The sequence below is a fragment of the Stenotrophomonas sp. STEN014 genome (assembly GCF_056760315.1).
Genome location: NZ_JBRREN010000011.1, coordinates 43,050 through 65,103, shown reverse-complemented (window position 1 = coordinate 65,103; position 22,054 = coordinate 43,050). Strand labels below are relative to the sequence as shown.

Annotated in this window: 18 protein-coding genes; 16 read left to right on the top strand and 2 right to left on the bottom strand. The window is 64.8% G+C overall.

Translation table 11 applies throughout. From position 1 onward, the window contains the following. The first annotated feature begins 53 nt into the window (after nt 1-53). From ACVOMC_RS14150 to ACVOMC_RS14140, 3 genes are all read left to right on the top strand, one after another. Complete coding sequence (locus tag ACVOMC_RS14150) at nt 54-989, top strand: nucleoside hydrolase (protein ID WP_054657076.1); 936 nt, start codon at nt 54-56, stop codon at nt 987-989. 88 nt (nt 990-1,077) lie between these two features. Further along, nucleotides 1,078-1,320 (top strand): type B 50S ribosomal protein L31, encoded by a 243-nt coding sequence (locus ACVOMC_RS14145; RefSeq protein WP_054657059.1) that lies wholly within the window; start codon nt 1,078-1,080, stop codon nt 1,318-1,320. Nucleotides 1,321-1,594: 274 nt separating this feature from the next. Further along, nucleotides 1,595-2,869, top strand: a complete 1,275-nt coding sequence (locus ACVOMC_RS14140; RefSeq protein WP_054657061.1) for a citrate synthase — start codon at nt 1,595-1,597, stop codon at nt 2,867-2,869. Between the two features lie 238 nt (nt 2,870-3,107). On the opposite strand, the gene ACVOMC_RS14135 is transcribed toward ACVOMC_RS14140, so the two are convergent. Together ACVOMC_RS14135 and ACVOMC_RS14130 are read right to left on the bottom strand one after the other, a co-directional pair. Then, nucleotides 3,108-3,728, bottom strand: coding sequence for a hypothetical protein (locus ACVOMC_RS14135; protein WP_481524456.1), 621 nt, complete (start codon nt 3,726-3,728; stop codon nt 3,108-3,110). 81 nt (nt 3,729-3,809) lie between these two features. After that, nucleotides 3,810-6,236 carry a penicillin-binding protein 1A gene (locus ACVOMC_RS14130; RefSeq protein ID WP_481524455.1) on the bottom strand — a complete coding sequence of 809 codons (2,427 nt, stop codon included), beginning with the start codon at nt 6,234-6,236 and terminating at the stop codon, nt 3,810-3,812. A 217-nt stretch (nt 6,237-6,453) separates the two neighbouring features. Between ACVOMC_RS14130 and ACVOMC_RS14125 the strand changes: the two genes are divergently transcribed. The 13 genes from ACVOMC_RS14125 (at nt 6,454) to tkt (ending at nt 21,930) form a co-directional block, all read left to right on the top strand. Further along, nucleotides 6,454-7,512: a pilus assembly protein PilM gene (locus ACVOMC_RS14125; protein WP_054657067.1), complete on the top strand. Its 1,059-nt coding sequence runs from the start codon at nt 6,454-6,456 to the stop codon at nt 7,510-7,512. Further along, nucleotides 7,512-8,234: a PilN domain-containing protein gene (locus ACVOMC_RS14120; RefSeq protein WP_481524454.1), complete on the top strand. Its 723-nt coding sequence runs from the start codon at nt 7,512-7,514 to the stop codon at nt 8,232-8,234. Before ACVOMC_RS14125 ends, ACVOMC_RS14120 begins: the two co-directional genes overlap by 1 nt. Next, a complete protein-coding gene (locus ACVOMC_RS14115; protein WP_481524453.1) occupies nt 8,231-8,902 on the top strand; it encodes a type IV pilus inner membrane component PilO in 672 nt (223 codons plus the stop codon). The genes ACVOMC_RS14120 and ACVOMC_RS14115 overlap by 4 nt, the downstream gene beginning before the upstream one ends. Before the next feature lie 23 nt (nt 8,903-8,925). Further along, nucleotides 8,926-9,435, top strand: a complete 510-nt coding sequence (locus ACVOMC_RS14110) for a pilus assembly protein PilP (protein WP_481524489.1) — start codon at nt 8,926-8,928, stop codon at nt 9,433-9,435. Nucleotides 9,436-9,454: 19 nt separating this feature from the next. Further along, entirely contained in the window at nt 9,455-11,356 is a 1,902-nt protein-coding gene (locus ACVOMC_RS14105; RefSeq protein WP_481524452.1) for a type IV pilus secretin PilQ, read from the top strand. A 98-nt stretch (nt 11,357-11,454) separates the two neighbouring features. Further along, complete coding sequence (locus ACVOMC_RS14100; RefSeq protein ID WP_054657075.1) at nt 11,455-12,474, top strand: AAA family ATPase; 1,020 nt, start codon at nt 11,455-11,457, stop codon at nt 12,472-12,474. A gap of 84 nt (nt 12,475-12,558) precedes the next feature. Then, on the top strand, nt 12,559-13,494 hold the full coding sequence (locus tag ACVOMC_RS14095) for a DUF58 domain-containing protein (protein ID WP_481524451.1): 936 nt from the start codon (nt 12,559-12,561) through the stop codon (nt 13,492-13,494). Next, nucleotides 13,491-13,946, top strand: a complete 456-nt coding sequence (locus tag ACVOMC_RS14090; protein WP_481524450.1) for a DUF4381 domain-containing protein — start codon at nt 13,491-13,493, stop codon at nt 13,944-13,946. The genes ACVOMC_RS14095 and ACVOMC_RS14090 overlap by 4 nt, the downstream gene beginning before the upstream one ends. Nucleotides 13,947-13,957: 11 nt before the next feature. Further along, entirely contained in the window at nt 13,958-14,944 is a 987-nt protein-coding gene (locus ACVOMC_RS14085) for a vWA domain-containing protein (RefSeq protein WP_481524488.1), read from the top strand. Next, entirely contained in the window at nt 14,941-16,713 is a 1,773-nt protein-coding gene (locus ACVOMC_RS14080) for a VWA domain-containing protein (protein ID WP_481524449.1), read from the top strand. The genes ACVOMC_RS14085 and ACVOMC_RS14080 overlap by 4 nt, the downstream gene beginning before the upstream one ends. Next, nucleotides 16,710-18,398 carry a BatD family protein gene (locus ACVOMC_RS14075; RefSeq protein WP_481524448.1) on the top strand — a complete coding sequence of 563 codons (1,689 nt, stop codon included), beginning with the start codon at nt 16,710-16,712 and terminating at the stop codon, nt 18,396-18,398. The genes ACVOMC_RS14080 and ACVOMC_RS14075 overlap by 4 nt, the downstream gene beginning before the upstream one ends. Before the next feature lie 42 nt (nt 18,399-18,440). Beyond that, nucleotides 18,441-19,748 carry a dicarboxylate/amino acid:cation symporter gene (locus ACVOMC_RS14070; protein ID WP_481524447.1) on the top strand — a complete coding sequence of 436 codons (1,308 nt, stop codon included), beginning with the start codon at nt 18,441-18,443 and terminating at the stop codon, nt 19,746-19,748. A gap of 175 nt (nt 19,749-19,923) precedes the next feature. Further along, nucleotides 19,924-21,930 carry a transketolase gene (gene tkt / locus ACVOMC_RS14065; protein WP_481524446.1) on the top strand — a complete coding sequence of 669 codons (2,007 nt, stop codon included), beginning with the start codon at nt 19,924-19,926 and terminating at the stop codon, nt 21,928-21,930. The last annotated feature ends 124 nt before the right edge of the window (nt 21,931-22,054 follow it).

The window sequence follows — 22,054 nt, the reverse complement described above, 5'->3', positions numbered from 1 at the left end:
CCTGTCATGGCCAAACTGCCATGCTCAAAGATCGATCCGATGTGAAGCACAAGATGAGCAAGAAGATTCCGTTGCTGATTGATACCGATCCCGGCGTGGACGATGCGCTGGCCTTGCTGATGGCGTTTGCCGACGACCGCCACGACGTCGTCGGTCTGACGGTGGCGGCCGGCAACGTCGGTCTGGACTACACCGTGCGCAATGCATTGAAGCTGTGCGAAGTGGCCGATCGCGAGGATGTGCCGGTATTTGCCGGCGCGGCCGATCCGCTCGTGTATCCGGCAGAAGATGCCGCCCACGTGCATGGGCGTGATGGGTTCGGTGATGTGGATCTGCCGTTGACCGCACGCAAGGTGCAGGCCGAACACGCGGCATTGGCGATCCTGCGTCTGTCGCACGAATATGCCGGCGAGCTGCTGCTGGTCGCACTTGGGCCGCTGACCAACATCGCGCTGGCACTCAAGCTTGATCCGAGCTTGCCAAAGCGCGTCAAGCGCTTTGTGGTGATGGGCGGGGCAATCAACGGCCATGGCAATATCACCCCGGTGGCTGAGTTCAACATCGCGTTTGATCCGGAAGCCGCGCACATCGTGTTTTCGATGTTCCCGCATACGGACGTCGCCGACTGGGAAGCCACCATCGCCCATGGCCTGCTGCATCGTGATGTCGAACAGTGGTTGGCCGCCGATACCGACAAGGCACGCTTCTACGAACTGATCTCGCGGCAGACGCGGTTGTGGTCCGAGGACAGTCGTGGTGAGTACTGGTACGCGGCCGACGCCTTGGCGATGGCGTGGGCTTTGCAGCCTGAAGGGGCGACGCGGGTGGAGCAGCGTCCGCTGGCGGTCGAGCTCACTGGCAACCGCAGCCGCGGCGCCACCGTGGTGGACTGGAATCGGCAGACCGGAGCGCCGGACAATACCGCGCTGCTGATCGGCTACGAGCAGGGGCGTTTCGAGGCCCAGGTGCGCGCCGCACTGGGCCTGTAAACCCAGGCTGTATGGACTTGGCTTGCCTATCGTCGCAAGCCAAGCCTATAATGCCGCTCTTGACCACCAGCCCGCACGGTGTGAGCCCATGAAGGCCGATATCCATCCTGATTACCACAACGTCGTTTTCCACGACGTAACTTCCGATTTCAAATTCCTGACCCGTTCGACCATGTCCTCCAAGGAAACGGTCAAGTGGGAAGACGGCGAAGAGTATCCGCTGGTCAAGGTTGAAATTTCCTCTGCTTCGCATCCGTTCTACACGGGCAAGCACAAGGTCATCGATACCAGCGGCCGCATCGACAAGTTCCAGAAGCGTTACGCGCGCTAATCTGGTTGTTGTTGCCAAAACAACGGCTGCGCTCTGCGTGGCCGTTGTTTTGTGTTGTCTGTCGTACGGCTGAATTGCGATGAGGTCGGATTGGCCGTCACTGCGACGCTGTGTCGCAGCCATGGTCTTTCTATAAGACTTTCGTCATCGCAACCCGCAAATGTTGCTGTGCGATAATGACGTGAACCGCGGTGGAAAACCGCGGACTTCATTCACGCGTCTGCCCGCTCCCTCTCTGTCAGGACAGGCGCCTTCCACTTGAGGAGCGCACACTGTGTCCGATCTTGATCAGGTCACGCTCAACGCCGGCGACAAGTCGGTTGTTCTGCCTGTAGTCAAACCCGTTCTGGGCAATGACTGTGTCGATATCTCGAAGCTGACCAAAGAAACCGGTCTCTTCACCTACGACTCCGGTTACACCGCCACCGCCAGCTGCAAGTCGGCCATCACGTATATCGATGGTGATAATGGCGTGCTGCTGTATCGCGGTTATCCGATTGAACAGCTGGCCGAGAAGTCCAGCTTTGTTGAAGTCGCCTACCTGCTGATCAACGGCGAGCGTCCGAATGCCGAGCAGCTAAAGGCCTTCGAGGCCGAGCTGAGTGCGGAAGCCGGCGTTGATGCTTCGATCAACACGCTGATCGGCAGCTTTGCCAAGGACGCCCATCCGATGGCGATCCTGGCTGCCTCGATCGCGCAGCTGTCGGCGATCTACCACGACTCGCTGGACCTGTCCGATGCCGAGCAGCGCCGTCAGGCCGCGGTGCGCCTGATCGCCAAGGTGCCGACGCTGTCGGCGCTGATCTATCGTCATGGCAACGGCCTGCCGGCCAATACGCCGGACACCTCGCTGGATTACGTCAGCCGCTTCCTGAAGCAGACCTTCGAGTCGGCGGATGGCAAGTACGACCTGAACAAGGACGTGGTCAAGGCGCTGGACCTGCTGTTCATCCTGCATGCCGACCATGAGCAGAACGCCTCGACCTCGACCGTGCGTCTGGTCGGTTCCACCGGCGCCAACCCGTACGCCTCGGTCGCCGCTGGCGTCACCGCGCTGTGGGGTCCGGCACACGGCGGCGCCAACGAAGCGGTGCTGAAGATGCTGGAAGAGATCGGTTCGGCCGACAACGTCGAGTCCGCCGTGCTCAAGGCCAAGGACAAGACCTCGGGCTTCCGCCTGATGGGCTTCGGTCATCGCGTTTACAAGAACTTCGACCCGCGCGCCAAGGTCATCGGTGAGATGACCAAGCAGGTGCTGGGCCAGCTGGGCGTGCAGGATCCGCTGCTGGACGTGGCCGTCAAGCTGGAGCAGGCCGCGCTGCAGGACGACTATTTCGTCGCCCGCAAGCTGTACCCGAACGTCGATTTCTACAGCGGCATCATCTACAAGGCGCTGCAGATTCCGACCGAGATGTTCACTGTGATGTTCGCCCTGGGCCGCACCGCAGGTTGGGTCTCGCATTGGCTGGAACAGCAGGTCGATCCGGAAATGAAGATCGGCCGTCCGCGCCAGGTCTACACCGGTCACGCCGTGCGCGACTACGAATAATGCTGACGGCGCAGCGATGCGCCGCCATCATCATCGCGAAAAGCCCCGCTCCGGCGGGGCTTTTTCGTTGCCCGGGATATCCACACAGGCTGTGCGAGGGTGATTGTGCAAGTTGTGGATAAGGCTGCGCAGGCCGTGTGGTGCAAGGTTCTGCCAGGCGCGATGAAAATTTGACCAGTGCCGGATCTGCCGGTTACCCGCACGAGGAGCCTGCCTGGAGGCGTTGCGGTGATCCGGCCTATTCCGCGAGCAGCTGCCGCAGCTGGGCCAGCGTGGCCCGTGGCAATGGTTTGCCATCGTCGGCGGAGGCCGGGGGGTGGCGCAGCGCTTCCTCGGGCAGCACCACCAGCTCGAAGGCGATGCCATCGGCGGTGAATTCCCAGCCGGGATAGTGTCGTCGTCCAGTCTGTCCGGCCAGCTGCAGTGACCAGGTTCTGGCCTCGGCGGGAATGTGTTGATCGTGCAGGAAATGCTGGACGGCTTCGGTGTCGTCGCTGTGCAGGTGCAGGATGACGGGGCTGTTGTCGCCGGCCACGCCGGTCAGCACCGCGCCGCTCAGGCGTGGCCGGAAGGCGTGGAGAAACTGCATCGCCTGCAATGCCGATTCCCTGCGCTGGCGTAACGCGCCGGGCTGCGTGGTGCTGCCAAACAGCCGCTGATGCTCGCGTACTGCCTGCTCGACATCGGCCAGACGTGGCAGCAGCGTCTCGTCGTGGATGCCAAGCCGCTCGGCGGCCTTGCGCCGGGCCTGCTCGAAGTCATGGATGCCGCTTTCAGTGATCAGGCGAGCGGCCTCCTGGGCGATCCGCACACGGTTGCGGACGGTGTGCAGGGGCCTGCGCTGCGGCCGGTTCTTCATCAACGGACAGTCCCATGGGCGACGGACTGCCTGATTGTAGGCGCTCGGGACGGCGGAGAGCTCTACCGCCCCGGACAGGGATCAGAAGATGTCGAACGCGGCGTCGTCGGCCTGCTGTTCCTGCTGGTCAAAGTCGAATTCCTGCATGCGATCCAGATCCTCGACCTTGATCCATTCGGTGGCGCCATTGAGCGTGGCTTCGACCATGCCCGATGGCGGGTCGTTCTTTGCGATCGGGGCGTCTTTCAGTGCCACGCGCATGTAGTCGATCCAGATCGGCAAGGCCGCGCGACCGCCGTACTCGCGATAGCCCAGTGAGCGGAAGTCGTCACGGCCCACCCACACGGTAGTGGCCAGCGGCCCGCCAAAACCGGAGAACCACGCGTCGCGATGGTCGTTGGTGGAGCCGGTCTTGCCGCCGACGTCCTCGCGACCCAGGACCTTGGCCGCGGTACCGGTGCCGCGCTGGACCACATCGCGCATCATCGAGTTGAGTTGATAGGCGGTGCGCTCATCAATGGCGCGCGGTGCGATGCGGGCATCGGGGTTGGCCGGCGCGGCAGGCGTGGTCGATTCCTGCTTGGCCGGATCGGACGTGGCAGCGACTGGCGCGGCTTCAGCACCGAAGTTGAAGCCATCGACCACTTGGCTTGCAGGTGTCGTGCTGGGGCCCGCGCCGCCGCAGCCGCGACAGGCCAATGCGGGATTTTCCTTGAAGATCACCGTGCCGTCGCGATCTTTCACCTCGTCGATGATCCAGGTGTCGATGCGCGAGCCGCCATTGGCGAATGCCGCATAGCCGCGCGCCACCGACAATGGCGTCAATGACGCGGTACCCAGTGACATCGACAGGTTCGGCGGCAGTTCGGCTTCCTGGAAGCCGAATTCGCTGATGTACTTGCGCGCGAAGTCCACGCCGATGCTGTCCAGCAGGCGCACCGAAACCAGGTTGCGCGACTGCACGAGTGCTTCGCGCAGGCGCATCGGGCCGCGGAAACCGCCGCCATCGTTCTGGGGCTGCCACGTTTTGCCGCGGCGATCACGGAACACCACGGGCGCATCGAGCACGATCGAGGCCGGGTTGAAGCCCTTGTCGAACGCGGCCGCATAGATGAACGGCTTGAAGCTGGAGCCCGGCTGGCGGCGGGCCTGGGTGGCGCGATTGAACTTGTTGCCGGCGAAGCTGAAACCGCCGACAAGCGCGCGTAGCGCCCCGGAGTCGGCATCCAGTGAAACCAGCGCCGCCTGGCCGCGCGGAATCTGGTCGATCACCCATTCGCCTTCCTTCTCGCCTGCACGCACGCGGATCAGGTCGCCGCGGGTGGTCAGTTTGGCGGGTGTCTTGTTGGCCCAGCGCGTGGCCGAGGCCGGGAGCGTCAGCTCGGTACGGTCGGCCAGCACTACGCTCACCCCGCCATCTGCATGGGTGGCCGAGACGATAGCCGGCAGCAAGCCCGATTGCGCCGGAATCGCACTGATATGGCGGGCCAGCGCAGCGGCATCGTCGCTGGCGGCGACATCGAAATGCTGTTCCACGCCGTGCCAGCCATGGCGATGGTCGTAGACGCGAAGGCCAGTGGCCACCGCCTGGTTGGCGGCTTCCTGCAACTCGCCATTGATGGTGGTGGTGACGTGGTAGCCCTTGTTGAGCACGTCGCCGCCGTATCGGGCGATCATCTCCTGACGGACGAGCTCGGCCACATAGGGCGCGTAGACCTGCACTGGCGGCTCGTGCGGCGCGGCATGCATCGGCACGGCCTTGGCGGCATCGGCCTCGGCCTGGGTGATGAAGCCCAGTTCGGCCATGCGCTGCAGCACGTAGTTGTCGCGGCGCTGGCGGGCCCGTTCGGGATTGCTGATCGGATTGCCGCTTGAGGGGAATTTCGGAATGCCGGCCAGCGAGGCCATCTCGTCCAGGCTCAGCTGGTCGAGCTTCTTGCCGTAGTAATACTCGGCGGCCGCGCCAATGCCGTAGGCGCGGTTGCCGAAGAAGCTCTTGTTCAGATACAGCTCGAAGATCTCGTCCTTGCTCAGCTCGTTCTCGATCTTCCGTGCCAGCAGAATCTCGGCCAGCTTGCGCGTATAGCTGTACTCGGAGCTCAGGAAGAACTGCCGCGCCACCTGCTGGGTGATCGTGGAGCCGCCCGGGACGCGTTTGGCGTCGGTCGTGGCCAGCAGCCACACCGCACGGCCCACGCCTTTGTAGTCCACGCCGTCGTGCTGGTAGAAACGCGCATCCTCAGTGGCCAGAAAGGCCTGCTTCAGGCGCTCGGGCACGTCCTTCATCTGTACGGGATAGCGGCGCGTTTCGCCAAAGACCGCCATCAAACGACCATCGCTGGCGTATACGTACATCGGCTCCTGCAGCTCGACATCGCGCAGTGCCTGTACATCGGGCAATTTCGAGGAAACGACGTAATACAAGGCGCCTGCGGCAATCGCTCCCACCAGGGCGAGGGCGACAAAAAGGGCCAGCAGCCAGCGTAGCCAGCGGCGAAAACGTGGCATCTAGGGGAGTCCCGATTGCGGATTTCGTGGCCGCAGAGTATAGATTATGCAGGGGGACGGCTGGGGCCGCCTCCGGGGAGAAGTGGTTGGGGATCTGTTGGCCGATCTGTGGGGCACGTCGCCTTTCGGATCACTGCGGTTGCCAATTGCGAAAAATTCATTATTAATGCGCGGGCGCAACACTTGCGTCCAAGTGCCCGTCGGCAGGGGAGAAACCGTGGGGCTTATCCCAAAAAGTCAGCCGCCGCTTATCGGCGTTGACATCAGTTCGACTGCGGTAAAGCTGCTTCAGCTTGTCCGCAGCGGTAACCGTTTTCGTGTGGAACATTACGCCGTGGAACCACTTCCGCCGAACGCGGTCGTGGAAAAGAACATCGTCGAGGTCGAGGCGGTGGGCGAAGCCATCCGGCGCGCTGTAGCCCGCTCCGGAAGCAAGGCGAAGAACGCGGCCGCAGCGGTTGCCGGCTCCGCCGTGATCACCAAGGTGATCCCGATGCCGTCCGATCTGGACGAGTCGGATATGGAAGCCCAGGTGGAGCTGGAAGCGGTCAACTATATTCCGTACCCGATCGAGGAAGTGAACCTCGATTTCGAAGTGCTGGGTCCCGTGCCGAACAACCCCGAAATGGTCCAGGTGCTGCTGGCCGCTTCCCGATCCGAGAACGTGGAGCTGCGTCAGTCCGCGCTGGAGCTGGGCGGATTGACGGCCAAGGTCATGGACGTGGAAGCATTCGCCATCGAGAACGCCTTCGCGCTTGTCGCCAGCGAGTTGCCGGTGGCCAGTGACGGGGTTGTGGCGCTGGTGGATATCGGTGCCACGATGACGACCCTGAACGTGCTTCGCGGCGGTCGCAGCCTCTACAGCCGCGAGCAGGTGTTCGGCGGCAAACAGCTCACCGACGAAGTCATGCGCCGCTATGGTCTCAGCTATGAAGAAGCGGGCCTGGCCAAGCGTCAGGGGGGGCTCCCGGACAGCTACGAAATTGAAGTGCTGGAGCCGTTCAAGGAAGCGACAGTGCAGCAGATCAGTCGTCTGTTGCAGTTCTTCTACGCCGGCAGCGAATTCAACCGCGTCGATCACATCGTGCTTGCAGGCGGCTGCGCCGCGCTTGCCGGGTTGCCGGCGCTGGTGGAAGAGCAGCTGGGCGTGGCCACCTCGGTTGCCAATCCGTTGTCGCAGATGACGCTGGGGCCGAAAGTGCAGGCCCATGCGCTGGCCCAGGATGCTCCGGCCCTGATGATCGCAACCGGCCTGGCCATGCGGGGGTTTGACTGATGGCACGGATAAATCTATTGCCATGGCGCGCTGAACGACGCAAACAGCGGCAGCGCGAATTCTATGGAATGTTGGGTTTTGCCGCGGTGGCGGGCGTGTTGCTGTCCCTGCTGTGCTGGTTCTACTACGACCGTCAGATCAGTGGCCAGAACGAGCGCAATGCGTTCCTTGAGGCCGAAATCGCCAAGGTCCAGGAGCAGAACAAGGAAATCGAGCGCCTTGACCGCCAGAAGGATCGCCTGCTTGCGCGCAAGAAGGTGATTGAAGAATTGCAGGGCAAGCGGTCGCAGATGGTGCATCTGTTCGACTCGCTGGTGCGGACCATCCCGGACGGGGTGGTGTTGACCGCGCTCAAGCAGGAGGGCGACATCCTGACGCTCGAGGGGCGGACCCAATCCAACGCGCGTGTCAGTACCTACATGCGCAACCTGGAGAGCTCGGGCTGGATGACCAATCCGGAGCTGTCGATCATCGAGGCCAAAGCGCAGGAGGCCAATTCCGGCAGTGCGCTGGATATCAAGTCCTTGCCGTATGTCTTCGAGCTGAGAGTGAAGTTGCCGGCGCCGGGTGAAGCTGCGGGAGCAGAAGATGTTGGCGCTGTCGAGCATCCGGCCTCCACAGGGGAACCTTCCACCGCTGAGTCGGCAAACGCCTCCAAGGCGGCCGAGGCTGCCAATGAACAGGCAATTGCCCCTGCAGCAGCTAAAGAGGTTCGCTCATGAGCGAGAAGAAAATGAAGCTCAATGAGCTTGATTTCAACAACATTGGCAATTGGCCTCAGAAGTTCAAGATGATTTTCTGTGCATTTCTGGCACTTCTGATCCTAGTGCTTTCCTATTTGCTGGTGATTCGCAGCAAGGCGGATGAGCTTGAGGGGCTGGAGCGCGATGAAGTCAGCCTGCGTAGCAAGTTCGAAGATGAACAGAAAAAAGCAGTAAATCTGGAGCCCCTGAAACAGCAGCTGGCACAGATGGAGCAGGTGTTGCAGCAGATGCTGCGGCAGCTGCCCAGCAAGACCGAAATGCCGGACCTGATCATCGACGTTTCGCAGACCGCCCTGTCCAGTGGCTTGAACAACGAGTTGTTCCAGCCGGGCGCGGAGTCTCCGAAGGAGTTCTACGCGGAGAAGCCGATCGCACTGCGGCTGGTGGGCAGTTATCACCAGTTCGGTGCGTTTGTCAGCGGGGTGGCGTCCTTGCCTCGCGTGGTGATCCTGACGATGCATGACATCAATTTGAAGCCGAAGGATCCGAAGGTCGGAATCTCGGCGCGCAGCGGTGCTCTGGAACTTTCCGGTACGGTCAAGACCTATCGTTACCTCGACGATACCGAGCTTGAGGCGCAGGAGAAGGCCGCGGCCGAGCAAGCAAAGAAGGGGGCCAAAAAATGAGCCAGTTCCTTCCTTATCGGTTGATGGGAGCCGTCGCGCTGGTGCTGGTTGTGGCTGGCTGCGCGCGCAGCGTGGTCAGCACGCCGGGTGATGCTCCGAATCTGCAGAACTGGGTTGCCGATGTGCGCGCCCGTCCTGCTGAGCCGTTGGATCCATTGCCGGTAATGCAGCAGTTCGAGACATTCGAGTATGCGGCCCAGGGGCTGCGCGATCCCTTCAGCGACGCATGGGTGAATCCGGAAGGCGGCAGCTCGCTGCGCCCGGATCCGGATCGTCGCAAAGAACCGTTGGAAGCTTTCCCGCTCGACAGTCTGGATATGGTCGGGACGATCGGTCGGGGAGCCGGAGCAGTTGCGCTGGTGATGGGGCCAGACAAGGTGACCTACCGCGTGCGTCCAGGCATCTATATGGGCCAGAGCGATGGCCGGGTGACCAGCGTCCGCGAAGATGGCATTGAACTGATTGAACTTGTGCCGGATGGTGCGGGGGGCTGGCTGGAACGTCCGGCCTCGCTCGCGCTTGATGATCGATGATTGACTAGGGGATAGCACGATGACTTTTTCAAAAGCCCTGAGCCTGCGTCCCGTCCGGCGCCAAGCGATGGCTAATGCCCGCGCTCTGGGAGTGGCGCTGGTGTTGGCTTGCGGCTCGACAACGATGGCGTTTGCCATGCCCGCCACCGCTACGATTGCGGCTAAACCCGCCGCGGCAACGGTGGCGGTGACGAAGATCGACTTCAAACGCGGAGACGACGGCGCAGGCCGCTTGATTCTCCAGTTCGATGGTCAAGGGGCGAGCCCGGATCTGCGCAATCAAGGCACCAATGTGGTGATCGACGTGGGTAACGCGACCCTGCCGGCCGAGTTGCAGCGTCCGTTGAACGTGATGGATTTCGCTACACCGGTTCAGCGCATCGACGCGAAGCCGTCCGGCACCGGCGCGCAGCTGGTACTCAGCACCGGCGCGCCGTTCGACTCGCTCGCCTACCAGACCGGCAACGAGTATGTGGTGGAGATTTCTCCGCGCCAGGCGGAAGTGGCGACCGGTGCGGTAACCGCCAAGACGGTCGCCCAGGCCGCGGCGACGGTTGCTGCGCGTGGTTACAGCGGACGGCCGGTGACCTTCAATTTCCAAGACGTGCCAGTCCGCACCGTCCTGCAGTTGATCGCGGAGGAGTCCAACCTGAACGTCGTCGCCTCGGACACTGTCCAAGGCAATGTGACGCTGCGTCTGGTCAACGTGCCGTGGGATCAGGCGCTGGACATCGTGCTGCGTGCCAAGGGGCTGGACAAGCGCCGTGAGGGCGGCGTCATATGGGTTGCCCCGCAGCCGGAATTGGCGAAGTTTGAGCAGGACAAGGAAGACGCGCGTATCGCGATCGACAATCGCGTGGACCTTGTGACCGACTACATTCAGATCAATTACCACAGCGCGGAAGCCATTTTCAAAGCCTTGACTGAGGCAAAGGGAATCGGCAACAGCGGCAATGGTGGCAGCAGCGGTAGCAGCGGCAACAACGATAAGCAGGAAAACGGATTCCTGTCTCCGCGAGGGATGATTGTCGCGGACGAGCGTACCAATACGCTGATGGTCAGCGATATTCCGAAGAAGATCGCTCAAATGCGCGATTTGATCAAAGTTATCGATCGTCCGGTCGACCAGGTGTTGATTGAAGGACGTATCGTTATCGCGACGGATACGTTTGCCCGTGACCTTGGTGCGAAGTTTGGTGTACAGGGACGTCGCATCGGTGATCGCACTCAGGCCATCAGCGGCTCTTTGGGGGGTAACTCATCGATCATCAATGACGGGCTTATCACCAATGAAGGGTTGAACGTCAACCTGCCGGCGAACACCTATACCAAGAGTCCGGTGGGTGCTTTGGCCTATACATTGCTTGGCGCCAACTTTTCGTTGGATGTCGAGTTGTCCGCGATGCAGGAGGAGGGGCGTGGTGAGGTTGTTTCCAATCCCCGTATCGTCACCGCCAACCAGCGCGAGGGCGTGATCAAGCAGGGTAAGGAAATTGGTTATGTGACGATTTCAGGCGGTGGTGGCCTGGGTGGCGCACCGACGGCGAATGTCCAGTTCAAGGAAGTCCTGTTGGAGCTGAAAGTCACCCCGACCATCACCCAGGACAATCGCGTTTTTCTTAACATGAATGTGAAGAAGGACGAGGTTGATACGTTCCTGGAGGTCACCGACTACGGTACCGTGCCAATCATCAATCGCCGCGAGATCAATACGGCAGTGCTGGTTGAAGATGGCCAGACGGTTGTGATCGGTGGTGTCTACGAGTTCACTGACCGCAGCAGCGTCAGCAAGGTGCCGTTCCTGGGGGACATCCCGTTCCTAGGCAATCTCTTCAAGAAGCGCGGTCGCAACAAGGACAAGGCCGAGTTGCTGGTATTTGTGACGCCGAAGATCCTTCGCGTCGCAAAAGCCGCCAACTGAGTCCAGCGTGGGAACAGAAAGGGCCGCTTTTTAGCGGCCCTTTTTTTGTTTGCGGCTGATGGGGAGCCCTTTCACGGCAGATCGGTCAAAATGCGCCTATGAATCTACCTCCGCATCTTCCTGAGCCGGCCGTTGCACCCGCAATCAATGAAGGGCTGCAGCGGGAGTTCGCGTCCTTGCGTGACGCGCTTTCGAGCGAGATTGTCGGTCAGTCGGTGCTGGTGGAGCGGCTGTTGATCGCGTTGCTGGCCGACGGACATCTGCTGGTCGAGGGCGCCCCAGGGTTGGCGAAGACCACCGCGATCCGCGCCCTGGCCTCGCGCATCGACGCCAGTTTCGCCCGTATCCAGTTCACCCCGGACCTGTTGCCGGCCGACCTCACCGGCACCGATATCTGGCGCTCGCAGGAAGGGCGGTTCGAGTTCCAGCCGGGCCCGGTGTTCCATCCGATCCTGCTGGCCGACGAGATCAACCGCGCGCCGGCCAAGGTGCAGTCCGCGCTGCTGGAGGCGATGGGCGAACGGCAGGTGACGGTCGGTCGCAACACCTATCCGCTGCCTTCCATCTTCCTGGTCATGGCCACGCAGAATCCGATCGAGCAGGAAGGAACCTTCCCGCTGCCCGAGGCGCAGCTGGACCGTTTCCTGATGCACGTGCGTATCGGCTACCCCGATGCGGGGGCGGAGGCGGAAATCCTGCGGCTTGCGCGCGAACGGGCCTTGCGCGAACTGGCACCGACAACACCGCCGCACGAAAAGCTCTCGCTGCAGAAGATCGAGCAGGCGCGCCGCGCGGTGCTGGAGCTGCATATGGCACCGCAGCTGGAGCGCTATCTCATTGAGCTGGTGCTGGCCTCACGCGATGCCAGCGGTTACGACCCGGTGCTGGCACGACGTATCGCCTGGGGGGCAAGTCCCCGTGGCTCGATCGCGCTGGAGCGCTGCGCCAGAGCCCGTGCGTGGTTGTGCGGGCGCGACTATGTCACGCCGGATGACGTGCGTGCGGTCGCGCCGGATGTGCTGCGTCACCGGGTGCTGCCCAGCTACGAAGCGGCTGCGGAGGGCTGGGACGGGGATCGGCTCGTGGCCGCCCTGATCGATCGCGTGCCGTTGCCCTGAGTACCTGACGATGGCGGTTGATGCCGGGCATGAAACTCTATTGCCGCGCGCCACGGCGATCCCCGCCACCGCAGGAGTGGTGGCATGAGGCCGGTGCAGCCGCAGGTGATGCCGGCCGCGTCGGCCACTTCCAGCGAGGGTGTCGTGCCAACGCTGGCGGAGTTGATCGCGCTGCGTGGCACTGCGGTTCGCGGACGTAGCCGGCGGCGCGGGCGGCAGGGGGTTTCCGGTCAGGCCGCTTCGGCAATGCGTGGTCGCGGCATGGAGTACGCCGAGTCGCGCGAATATGTGGCCGGCGACGATGCCCGGCATATCGACTGGAAGCTCAGTGCGCGCACCAACGCCACCCAGACCAAGACGTTCCAGACCGAGCGCGAGCGTGTCACCTTGATCGTGGCCGATACCTCGGCCGCGTTGTATTTCGGCACCCGCGTGCGCTTCAAATCGGTGCAGGCCGCGCGTGCCGGTGCGGTGGCGGTGTGGGCGGCGTTGCGCGAGGGTGACCGCCTGGCCGCGCTGCGCGGCACCCGCGAAGAGTCGCCGGTGCCTCCGGCCGGCGGCACGCGTGGAGCGCTGCGGGTGCTGGATGCGCTGGTGCGCTGGTATCGCGAACCGCCAGCGGCCGATGCCGGGTTGCCGACCGCGCTGGAGCAAGCCGCACGGCTGGCGCATCCCGGAGCCCGGGTGGTGGTGATGGCCGATCCGGCCAGCGCGCTGGCCGTCCCCGCCGCCATCTGGTCGGCGTTGTCGATGCATGTGGATGTGCACCTGATCCTGCTGGTGGATGCCCTGGAACTGGCGCCCTCCGCATGTGTGCTGCCGCTGGCTACCCCGGACGGTCGCCTGGAGCTTGACCTGGCATCGGCGCCCACCCGCGAGGCATGGCATGCGGCTTTCATCGCACCGGTTGAAACCCTGTGCCGGATGCTGCCGGGGCGACGCGTGCGGGTACAGGTACTGTCCAGTGATGCACCCAGTGACGCGTGGTTGAACGGTGGATCGGGCGGAGCGCAGAGATGACGCCCCTCCAGTTGCCGCTGCGTGATGTACATCTGCCTGCAGCGCCGGGCTGGTGGCCGTTGGCGCCCGGCGGGTGGCTGGTGCTGGGGTGTCTGGCGCTGGTAGTGCTGGCCGGCGGCGCATGGTGGTCCCGGCGCAGGCGTCGGCGGCGGAATTGGACACTGCTGTTCGATCGCCAGATAAGCGCCGCAGGCCCCGGCGCCGCGCAGCTGGCGGCCGCCTCCGAGCTGCTGCGGCGTGCGGCGGCGCGCATGCAACCCGAAGCGGCCTGTCTGCAGGATGAGACGTGGCTGCGCTTTCTCGACGGAAGCGGCGGTGCCGACTTCACTGCCGGCGATGGCCGGTGGCTGCTGGATGGCGGATTTCGGCCGGCGGTCGATGAAGTGGCGGCCGCCCGTGCACTGGTGTTGGCGCGGCGCCGGTTTCTGGAACTGATGGCGGGGCATCGATGAGCAGCCCGTACCTGTCCTGGTTGAGTGAAGCCTTGCCGGTATTCGCCTGGCCGTGGGTGTGGCTGGCATTGCCCTTGCCGTGGCTGATGCGCTGGTGGCCGCTGCGTGACGATCACACACCGGCGTTGCGCATGCCTTATGAAATGACGCGCTTCCAGGGGATGTTGGCGGCGCGCCGCCTGCCGGCATTGCGCGGGCTGCTGCTGTGGCTGGGCTGGCTGTGCCTGTTCGCCGCTGCCGCGCGCCCGCAGCAGCTGGGCGAGCCGATCGAGCCACCGCGCCAGGCGCGGCAGATGATGCTGGCGGTGGACCTGTCCGGCAGCATGAGCGAACCGGATATGCAGCTGGGCGGGCGGGTGGTCGAACGGCTGACGGCCGCCAAGGCGGTGCTGGCGGATTTTCTCGAGCGGCGCGAGGGCGATCGTATCGGTCTGCTGGTGTTCGGCCAGCGCGCCTATGCGCTTACGCCGCTGACCAGTGATCGCGCCAGCGTGCGCGAGCAGCTGCGGGACAGTGTGGTCGGGCTGGCCGGGCGCGAGACCGCACTGGGCGATGCCATCGCGCTGTCGGTGAAGCGCCTGCGCGAGCAACCCGAGGGGCAGCGGGTGCTGATTCTGCTCACCGATGGCGTCAACACCGCCGGCGTGCTGGAGCCGTTGAAAGCGGCCGAGCTGGCCAAGGTCGAAGGCGTGCGCGTGCATACCATCGCGTTCGGGGGCAGTGGCGAGATCCGCATGTTTGGCATGAAGTTGCCCACCGGCGAAGACCCGATCGATGAGCAAACCCTGGCAACGATCGCCGAGCAGACCGGCGGGCGGTTCTTCCGTGCGCGCAACACCAACGAACTGGCGGGCATCTATGCCGAGCTGGATCGATTGGAGCCGGTCGCCGCGAGCGGTCCGGTGGTGCGCCCGAAGATCGAGCGCTACCCGTTGCCGCTGGCGCTGGCGCTGCTGTTCGCAGTGTCGGGGCTGGCATGGCCGGGGCGACGCCTATGAGTGTGCTGGATCTCTGGAACAGCCTGCATTTTCTGCGCCCGCAGTGGCTTTGGGCGCTGCTGTTGCTGCCTGCGGCCGTACTGGTCGGCTGGTACCGGCGGCGACGTCGCAGCCGCTGGCAGGCCGCGGTGGATCCGCACCTGTTGCCGCATCTGCTGCACGCCGGGCGCGGTGGCGGCATCGCGGGCGGGCTGGCCCTGCTGGCCGGCTTGGCGCTCGCGGTTGTCGCGCTGGCCGGACCGAGCTGGCGACAGCTGGAGCAGCCGCTTTGGGAATCGAAAACGCCATTGGTGATTGCGCTGGATCTGTCCAGCAGCATCAGCGCGACCGATCTGCCGCCATCGCGTCTGCTGCAGGCACGCGCCAAGCTGGCGACCTTGCTGCGTGAGCGCCAAGGCGGCGAGGTGGCGCTGCTGGTGTATGCCGGCGAGCCGTTCACCGTCGCGCCGCTGACCGCCGATGCGGCCAACGTGGCGTTGTTTGTGGACGCGCTGGCGCCGGAGGTGATGCCGGTGGACGGGCAGAACGCGGGCGGCGCGATCGACTGGGCGGTGGAATTGCTGCAACAGGCGCAGGCGCGCCACGGGGACATCCTGCTGCTGACCGGCGCGGCCGACGCCGGATCACGTGCCGCGGCAGCGCGGGCTGTGGCGGCCGGCTACCGGGTTTCGGTGCTGGGGCTCGGCACGGTGAAAGGCGCGGCCTATCGTGACCGGCGCGGACAGATCGTTCAGACCCATCTGGATGCCCCGGCGCTGCAGGCGCTGGCCAGTGCTGGTGCGGGTCGCTACCTGCAGTTGACGGCGAGCGATGCGGATCTGCAGGCGCTGGGCGTGCTGGAGCCGCGCCTGCACGGCGGCGACAGCCCGAAAGAGAAGACCGGCAAGATCTGGCAGGACGAAGGTTATTGGCTGCTGCTGCCGCTGATGCTGCTGGCGTTGCTCGCCTTCCGGCGCGTCGGTGGGACCGCGGCGCTGTTGCTGTGCGTGCTGCTGCCGCTCGCACTGCCGGCACAGGCGGCGGAGTCGAACTGGTGGCAGCGGGCTGACCAGCGGGATCACCAGCGTCTTGCCGAGGGTGTGGATGCCTACCGCAAGGGCGATTTTGCCGGCGCACAACGCCATTTCGAAGGCATCGCTACGGATCAGGGCTGGTACAACCTCGGCAATGCGCTGGCGCGTCAGGGCAAGTACGACGAAGCCATCAAGGCGTACGACCGCGCCCTGAAGCAGCAGCCGGGAATGCCCGACGCGCTGGCCAATCGCGCGGCCGTGGATGCCGCGCGCAAACGCCAATCGCAACAGGGCCAAGAGGGGCGGCAAGGTCAGAGCGAGGGCCAGAGCGAGGGCCAGAGCAAGCAGGCGTCTTCGCCCTTGCAGCCAGATAAGAAGGGGCAGCCGCAGAGCGATGGGGCTCCGTCCTCTCCGTCGGCGCCGGGCAAGGACCGCGAGGAGGCGCCTCAGCCCTCGCCGCCGCAGAGTGGCCCGCCGCAATCCCCGTCGGCGTCTGCGCCGCAGGGCGAAGATGCCGGCAAGCAGCAGGCCGCCGACCAGGCCCAGCGGGAGCGCATGCGCCAGGCGATGGGCCAGGGGCCGCAGGGCGAGGCAAATGGAAAACCGGCACGGCAAGGTCCGCCGGTGACGGCCGAAGAGCGCGAGCGGCGCCAGGCGGTCGAGGCCTGGATGCAGCGCGTGCCGGATGAGCCGGGCAATCTGCTGAAAACCAAATTCCAGCTCGAGTACGAGCGGCGCAAGCGGGAAGGGCGATGAAGAGCCGGAAAACACGGGGGTGGCTGCTGTGGCCGCTGCTGGCGGTGTGGCTGCTGGGCAGCGGACTGGCGATGGCCGAAACCCGCATGTGGCTGGACCGCGACAGCCTGGCCGAGGGTGAAAGCACCACCTTGCTGATCGAAACCGACCAGGCCGGGGTCAGTCCCGACTACACGCCGTTACAGGCCGATTTCATCCTCAATGGGCAACGCAGCAGCCGGCAGTGGCAATTGGCCAACGGGCAACGTGTCCAGAAGTCGCTGTTCGAGGTATCGCTCACGCCGCGCCATGCCGGTGTGCTGGTGGTACCGGCGCTGCGGGTGGGCAGCGAGCGGAGCGCACCACTGCGGCTGGACGTCCGCGCGGTGGCGGCCCCGCAGCGCGATGCCGACACCATGACTTTCGTGGAAACCGAGGTCGATGCCACCGGGCCCTACGTGCAGCAGAGCGTGGGCGTGGTGGTACGGCTGTATTTCGCCACCCAGCTGGCGTCGGGCGAACTGGTGCTCGATACCCCGGCGGGCGCATCGCTGCAGCGGATCGGCGAGGATCGCAGTTCCACGCGTGAGATCAATGGCCGCCGCTACAACGTGGTCGAGCGGCGCTATCTGCTGATCCCCGAGCGCAGTGGTCCGCTGGTGTTGGCCGGTGCGCGTTTCAGCGGTACCGGCGTGGGCGGTTTCTTCGATGATTTTTTCGGGCGCGACAGTGGCCGGCTCAGTGCCCGCGCACCGGACCAGACCCTGCAGGTGCGGGCGGTACCGGCCGCTGCGCCGCAGCCGTGGCTGCCGCTCAAGGAGCTGCGCCTGCGCTATGTGGCCGCGCCGCAGTCGGCACGGGTCGGCGAGGCGGTGAGCTTCGAGGTGGAGGCCATCGCGACCGGCGCCACGAGGGCGCAGTTCCCCGAACTGCCGGTGCCTTCGCTGGGCGATACGGCGCAGGTGTTTGCCGAGCCGCCGCAGTATGACGAGACCTTCAGCGGCAGCAGCCCGCAGCTGAAGCTCACCCGCCGCTATTCGATCGTGCCGCAGCAGGCGGGCGTGCTGTCGCTCAACGGCGTGCAGATGGCCTGGTGGGATGTGCAGGCCGGGCAGGCGCGCACCGCCTCGGTGCCGGATCTGCAGCTGCAGGTTGCCGCCGGCAGCCCGGGACTGGTGGCGCCGCCGGTGGTGCAGCCGCCGGCCGTGTCCGCGTCGCAGGACAGTGCCGTGGTGACAGCGCCGTCGCCGGCCGAAAACCGTTGGCTGTGGCGCGGACTGGCGGCCGGTTTCGCGCTGCTGTGGCTGTTGACGCTGGTGTGGGCGCTGCTGCGCAAACGCCCGCTTGCACCGCCGGAAACCGCCGCCGCGCTGTCGTCGCCGGCGCCTGGCACACGCTACAGTCAAGCCGATCTGCGCCGTGCGCTCGATGCTGGCGGGCTGGAGGAAGTGGTCCATATCCTCCTCGCCATGGCCGGGGTCGACAGCCTGGATGCTTTGCTGGCCGAACTGGAGGATGCCGACCAGCGGCAGGCGCTGGAGCGTATGCAACGGGCACGCTGGGCAGGCCAGGGCGATATCGTCCAGGCACGGGTGCGGCTGCGCGAGGTGTTCCGGCAGGGGCCGCGCTGGCGGGTGCGGGAGGTGGCGGAGAAGCCGCTGCTCGACCCTCTTTACCCGCAGGCGCGCGGAAAAAGGCAGCTGTAGGCCTCTGCTAAGCTGCCCCCTTCATCGGAGAGACATATACCTATGGTCAATGCAGCAAAGACCCCCGCCAGCATGCCGTTCCACTGGAAGATCGGGATCGGCTTCGGTATCGGTCTGCTGCTTGGCTTGCTTGTGCACATGCTGAGTCCCGGGGCGTCCTGGGTGCATCTGGTCACCAGCTACCTGACCACGCCGGTTTCCGGGCTGTTCCTCAACCTGATCTTCATGCTCATCGTGCCGCTGATCTTCTCGGCGCTGGTGATGGGGGTCTCGGAGATGGGCGATATCCGCGCGCTGGGACGCATCGGCTGGAAGTCGCTGGCCTACACCATCGTGCTGTCCGGCGTGGCGGTGCTGATCGGTCTGGTGCTGGTCAATGTGCTCAAGCCCGGTGCCGGCGTGGACCCGGCGGTGGCCGCACAGCTGCTGGCCGAGAACGCCGAGCGCAGCAAGGAGATCGTGGCCGGCGTCGGCACCCAGCCCAAGGGCCTGGAGATGCTGCTGTCCATTGTTCCCAACAACGTGCTGGCTGCTGCCGCCGACAACGGCAAGATCCTGTCGCTGATGTTCTTCGCGCTTATGCTGGGCATCGGCATGGTGCTCTCGCCGGCGGAAAAAGTGGCCACGCTGCGCAAGGCGATCGAGGGTCTGTTCGAGATCTCGATGACCCTGATCAATCTGGTCATCCGCCTGGCGCCTTATGCGGTGGCTTGCTTCATGTTCAACCTGGCCGCGATCTTCGGCTTCGGCCTGCTGGTCAAACTGGGCGCCTACGTCGGGGTGGTGGTGCTGGCGCTGGCGTTGCACATGTTCATCAGCTACGGCATCGCGGTGAAGCTGGCTGGCCGCTCGCCGCTGCAGTTCTTCCGGCAGACCCAGGAAGCCACCTTGATGGCGTTCTCCACCGCCTCGTCCAACGCGACCCTGCCAACGGCCATGCGCGTGGCCGACCAGATGGGTTTCCCGCGCAAGGTCTCGCGCTTCGTGCTGACCGTCGGTGCCACTGCCAACCAGAACGGCACCGCGCTGTTCGAGGGCGTCACGGTGATCTTCCTGGCCCAGTTCTTCGGCGTGGACCTGAGCATCGGCCAGCAGTTCATGGTGATGGTGGTCTGCATCCTGGGCGGTATCGGCACCGCCGGCGTGCCGTCGGGCTCGCTGCCGGTGGTGGCGCTGATCTGTGCCATGGTCGGCGTCAATCCGGTCGGCATCGGCCTGATCCTGGGCGTCAACCATTTCCTGGACATGTGCCGCACGGCGCTGAACGTGACCGGCGATCTGGCCCTGACCACGCTGGTGGCACGCGGCGAAAGCGACGAAACCGTCGGTCGCCACCACCCCCGCGACTGATCGGCGGCTGCCGCAGATATGAATGAACGGCCGCTCTGTGAAGGGCGGCCGTTCCGCATTGTGAAACAAGCGGATTTCATCACTGACAGGGCCGGGTTCCGGCCTGACCGGCCGGGTGCTCTGTGGGACAATAGGCCGCCCGCAGCTCCGCGGGAGCCTCCCGACACGACGAACCATGACGCAGCCCACCCGCCGCCAGTTGGCGAACGCCATCCGTTTCCTCGCCGCCGATGCGGTCCAAGCCGCCAACTCCGGTCATCCCGGCATGCCGATGGGCATGGCCGACATCGCCGAAGTGCTGTGGAATGACTATCTGCGCCACAACCCGAACAATCCGAAGTGGTTCAACCGCGACCGCTTCGTGCTGTCCAACGGCCACGGCTCGATGCTGCAGTACGCACTGCTGCACCTGAGCGGCTACGACCTGCCGATCGAGCAGCTCAAGGCGTTCCGCCAGCTGGGCAGCAAGACCGCCGGTCATCCGGAACACCACGAAACCCCCGGCGTGGAAACCACCACCGGTCCGCTGGGCCAGGGTCTGGCCAACGCGGTGGGTTTCGCGCTGGCCGAGAAGCTGCTGGCACAGCGCTACAACCGCCCCGAATTCGAAATCGTCGATCACCGCACCTGGGTGTTCCTGGGCGACGGCTGCCTGATGGAGGGCGTTTCGCACGAAGCCGCCTCGCTGGCCGGCACCTGGGGCCTGGGCAAGCTGGTCTGCTTCTGGGATGACAACAACATCTCCATCGACGGTGAAGTGGAAGGCTGGTTCACCGACAACACGCCCGAGCGTTTCGAGGCCTATGGCTGGAACGTGGTGCGGGGCGTGGATGGGCACGATCCGGAAAGCATCAAGGCCGGTATCGATGCGGCGCTGTCGCAGGCCGACAAGCCGACCCTGATCTGCTGCAAGACCACCATCGGTTTTGGCTCGCCGAACAAGGCCGGCAAGGAATCCAGCCACGGTGCACCGCTGGGCAAGGACGAACTGGACGCCACCCGCAAGCAGCTGGACTGGCCGTATGGTCCGTTCGAGATTCCGGAAGCCATCTACGCCGCCTGGCGTGCAGGCGGCACCGGCACGTTCCGTCAGGCCGAATGGGAACAGCAGTTCGACAAGTACGCCGCGCAGTTCCCGGCCCAGGCCGAAGAGCTGACCCGTCGTTCGCATGGCGAGCTGCCGGAAGATTTCATCGCCCAGGCCGATGCCTACATCGCCAAGGTGCAGGCCGAAGCGCCGAACATCGCCTCGCGCAAGGCCTCGCAGAACGCCATTGAAGCGTTCGCGCCGCTGCTGCCGGAAATCATCGGTGGTTCGGCCGATCTGGCCGGTTCCAACCTGACCCTGTGGAAGGCCAGCAAGACCGTGGTCGGCGAAGACCCCGATGCCAACTACGTGCACTACGGCGTGCGTGAGTTCGGCATGAGCGCCATCGCCAATGGCCTGGCCCTGCACGGCGGTTTCCTGCCGTTCGACGCCACCTTCCTGGTGTTCAGCGACTACGCCCGCAACGCGCTGCGCATGAGTGCGCTGATCCCGGCGCAGGTCATCCACGTGTTCACCCACGACTCGATCGGTCTGGGCGAAGACGGCCCGACCCACCAGCCGGTCGAGCACCTGGCCTCGCTGCGCTACATCCCCAACAACGATGTGTGGCGCCCGTGTGATGCGGCCGAATCGGCGGTCAGCTGGAAGGCGGCGATCACCCGCAAGGATGGCCCGAGCTGCCTGGTGTTCAGCCGCCAGAATCTGCCGGCCCAGGCGCGCAGCGCCGAGCAGGTCAAGCAGATCGAACGCGGCGGCTATGTGTTGGCCGACGCGGCCGGTACCCCGGATGTGATCCTGATCGGTACCGGTTCGGAAGTGGGTCTGGCGATGGCCGCCAAGGCCGAGCTGGACGCGGCCGGGATCAAGACCCGCGTGGTGTCGATGCCGTCCACCGACGTGTTCGACCGCCAGGACGCGGCCTACCGCGAATCGGTGCTGCCCAACGCCATCCGCGCCCGCGTGGCGGTGGAAGCCGGCGTCACGGGTTTCTGGCGTGCCTACGTCGGCCTGGACGGTGCGGTGATCGGCCTGGACAGCTTCGGTGCCTCGGCTCCGGCCGACCAGCTGTACAAGCACTTCGGCATCACCACCGAGGCGGTGGTCGCGGCGGCCAAGGCGCAGGTCGGCAAGTAATCGCTGCTGCGGTTTGAGCTATGCAAAAGGCCGGGGAACTCCCCGGCCTTTTCTTGTTGTGGCGCCCCGGCGAGTGGCTTTGGCCGGGCGGCGCTTGTCATGACCGGTGCTGCGGCAGCTCCGC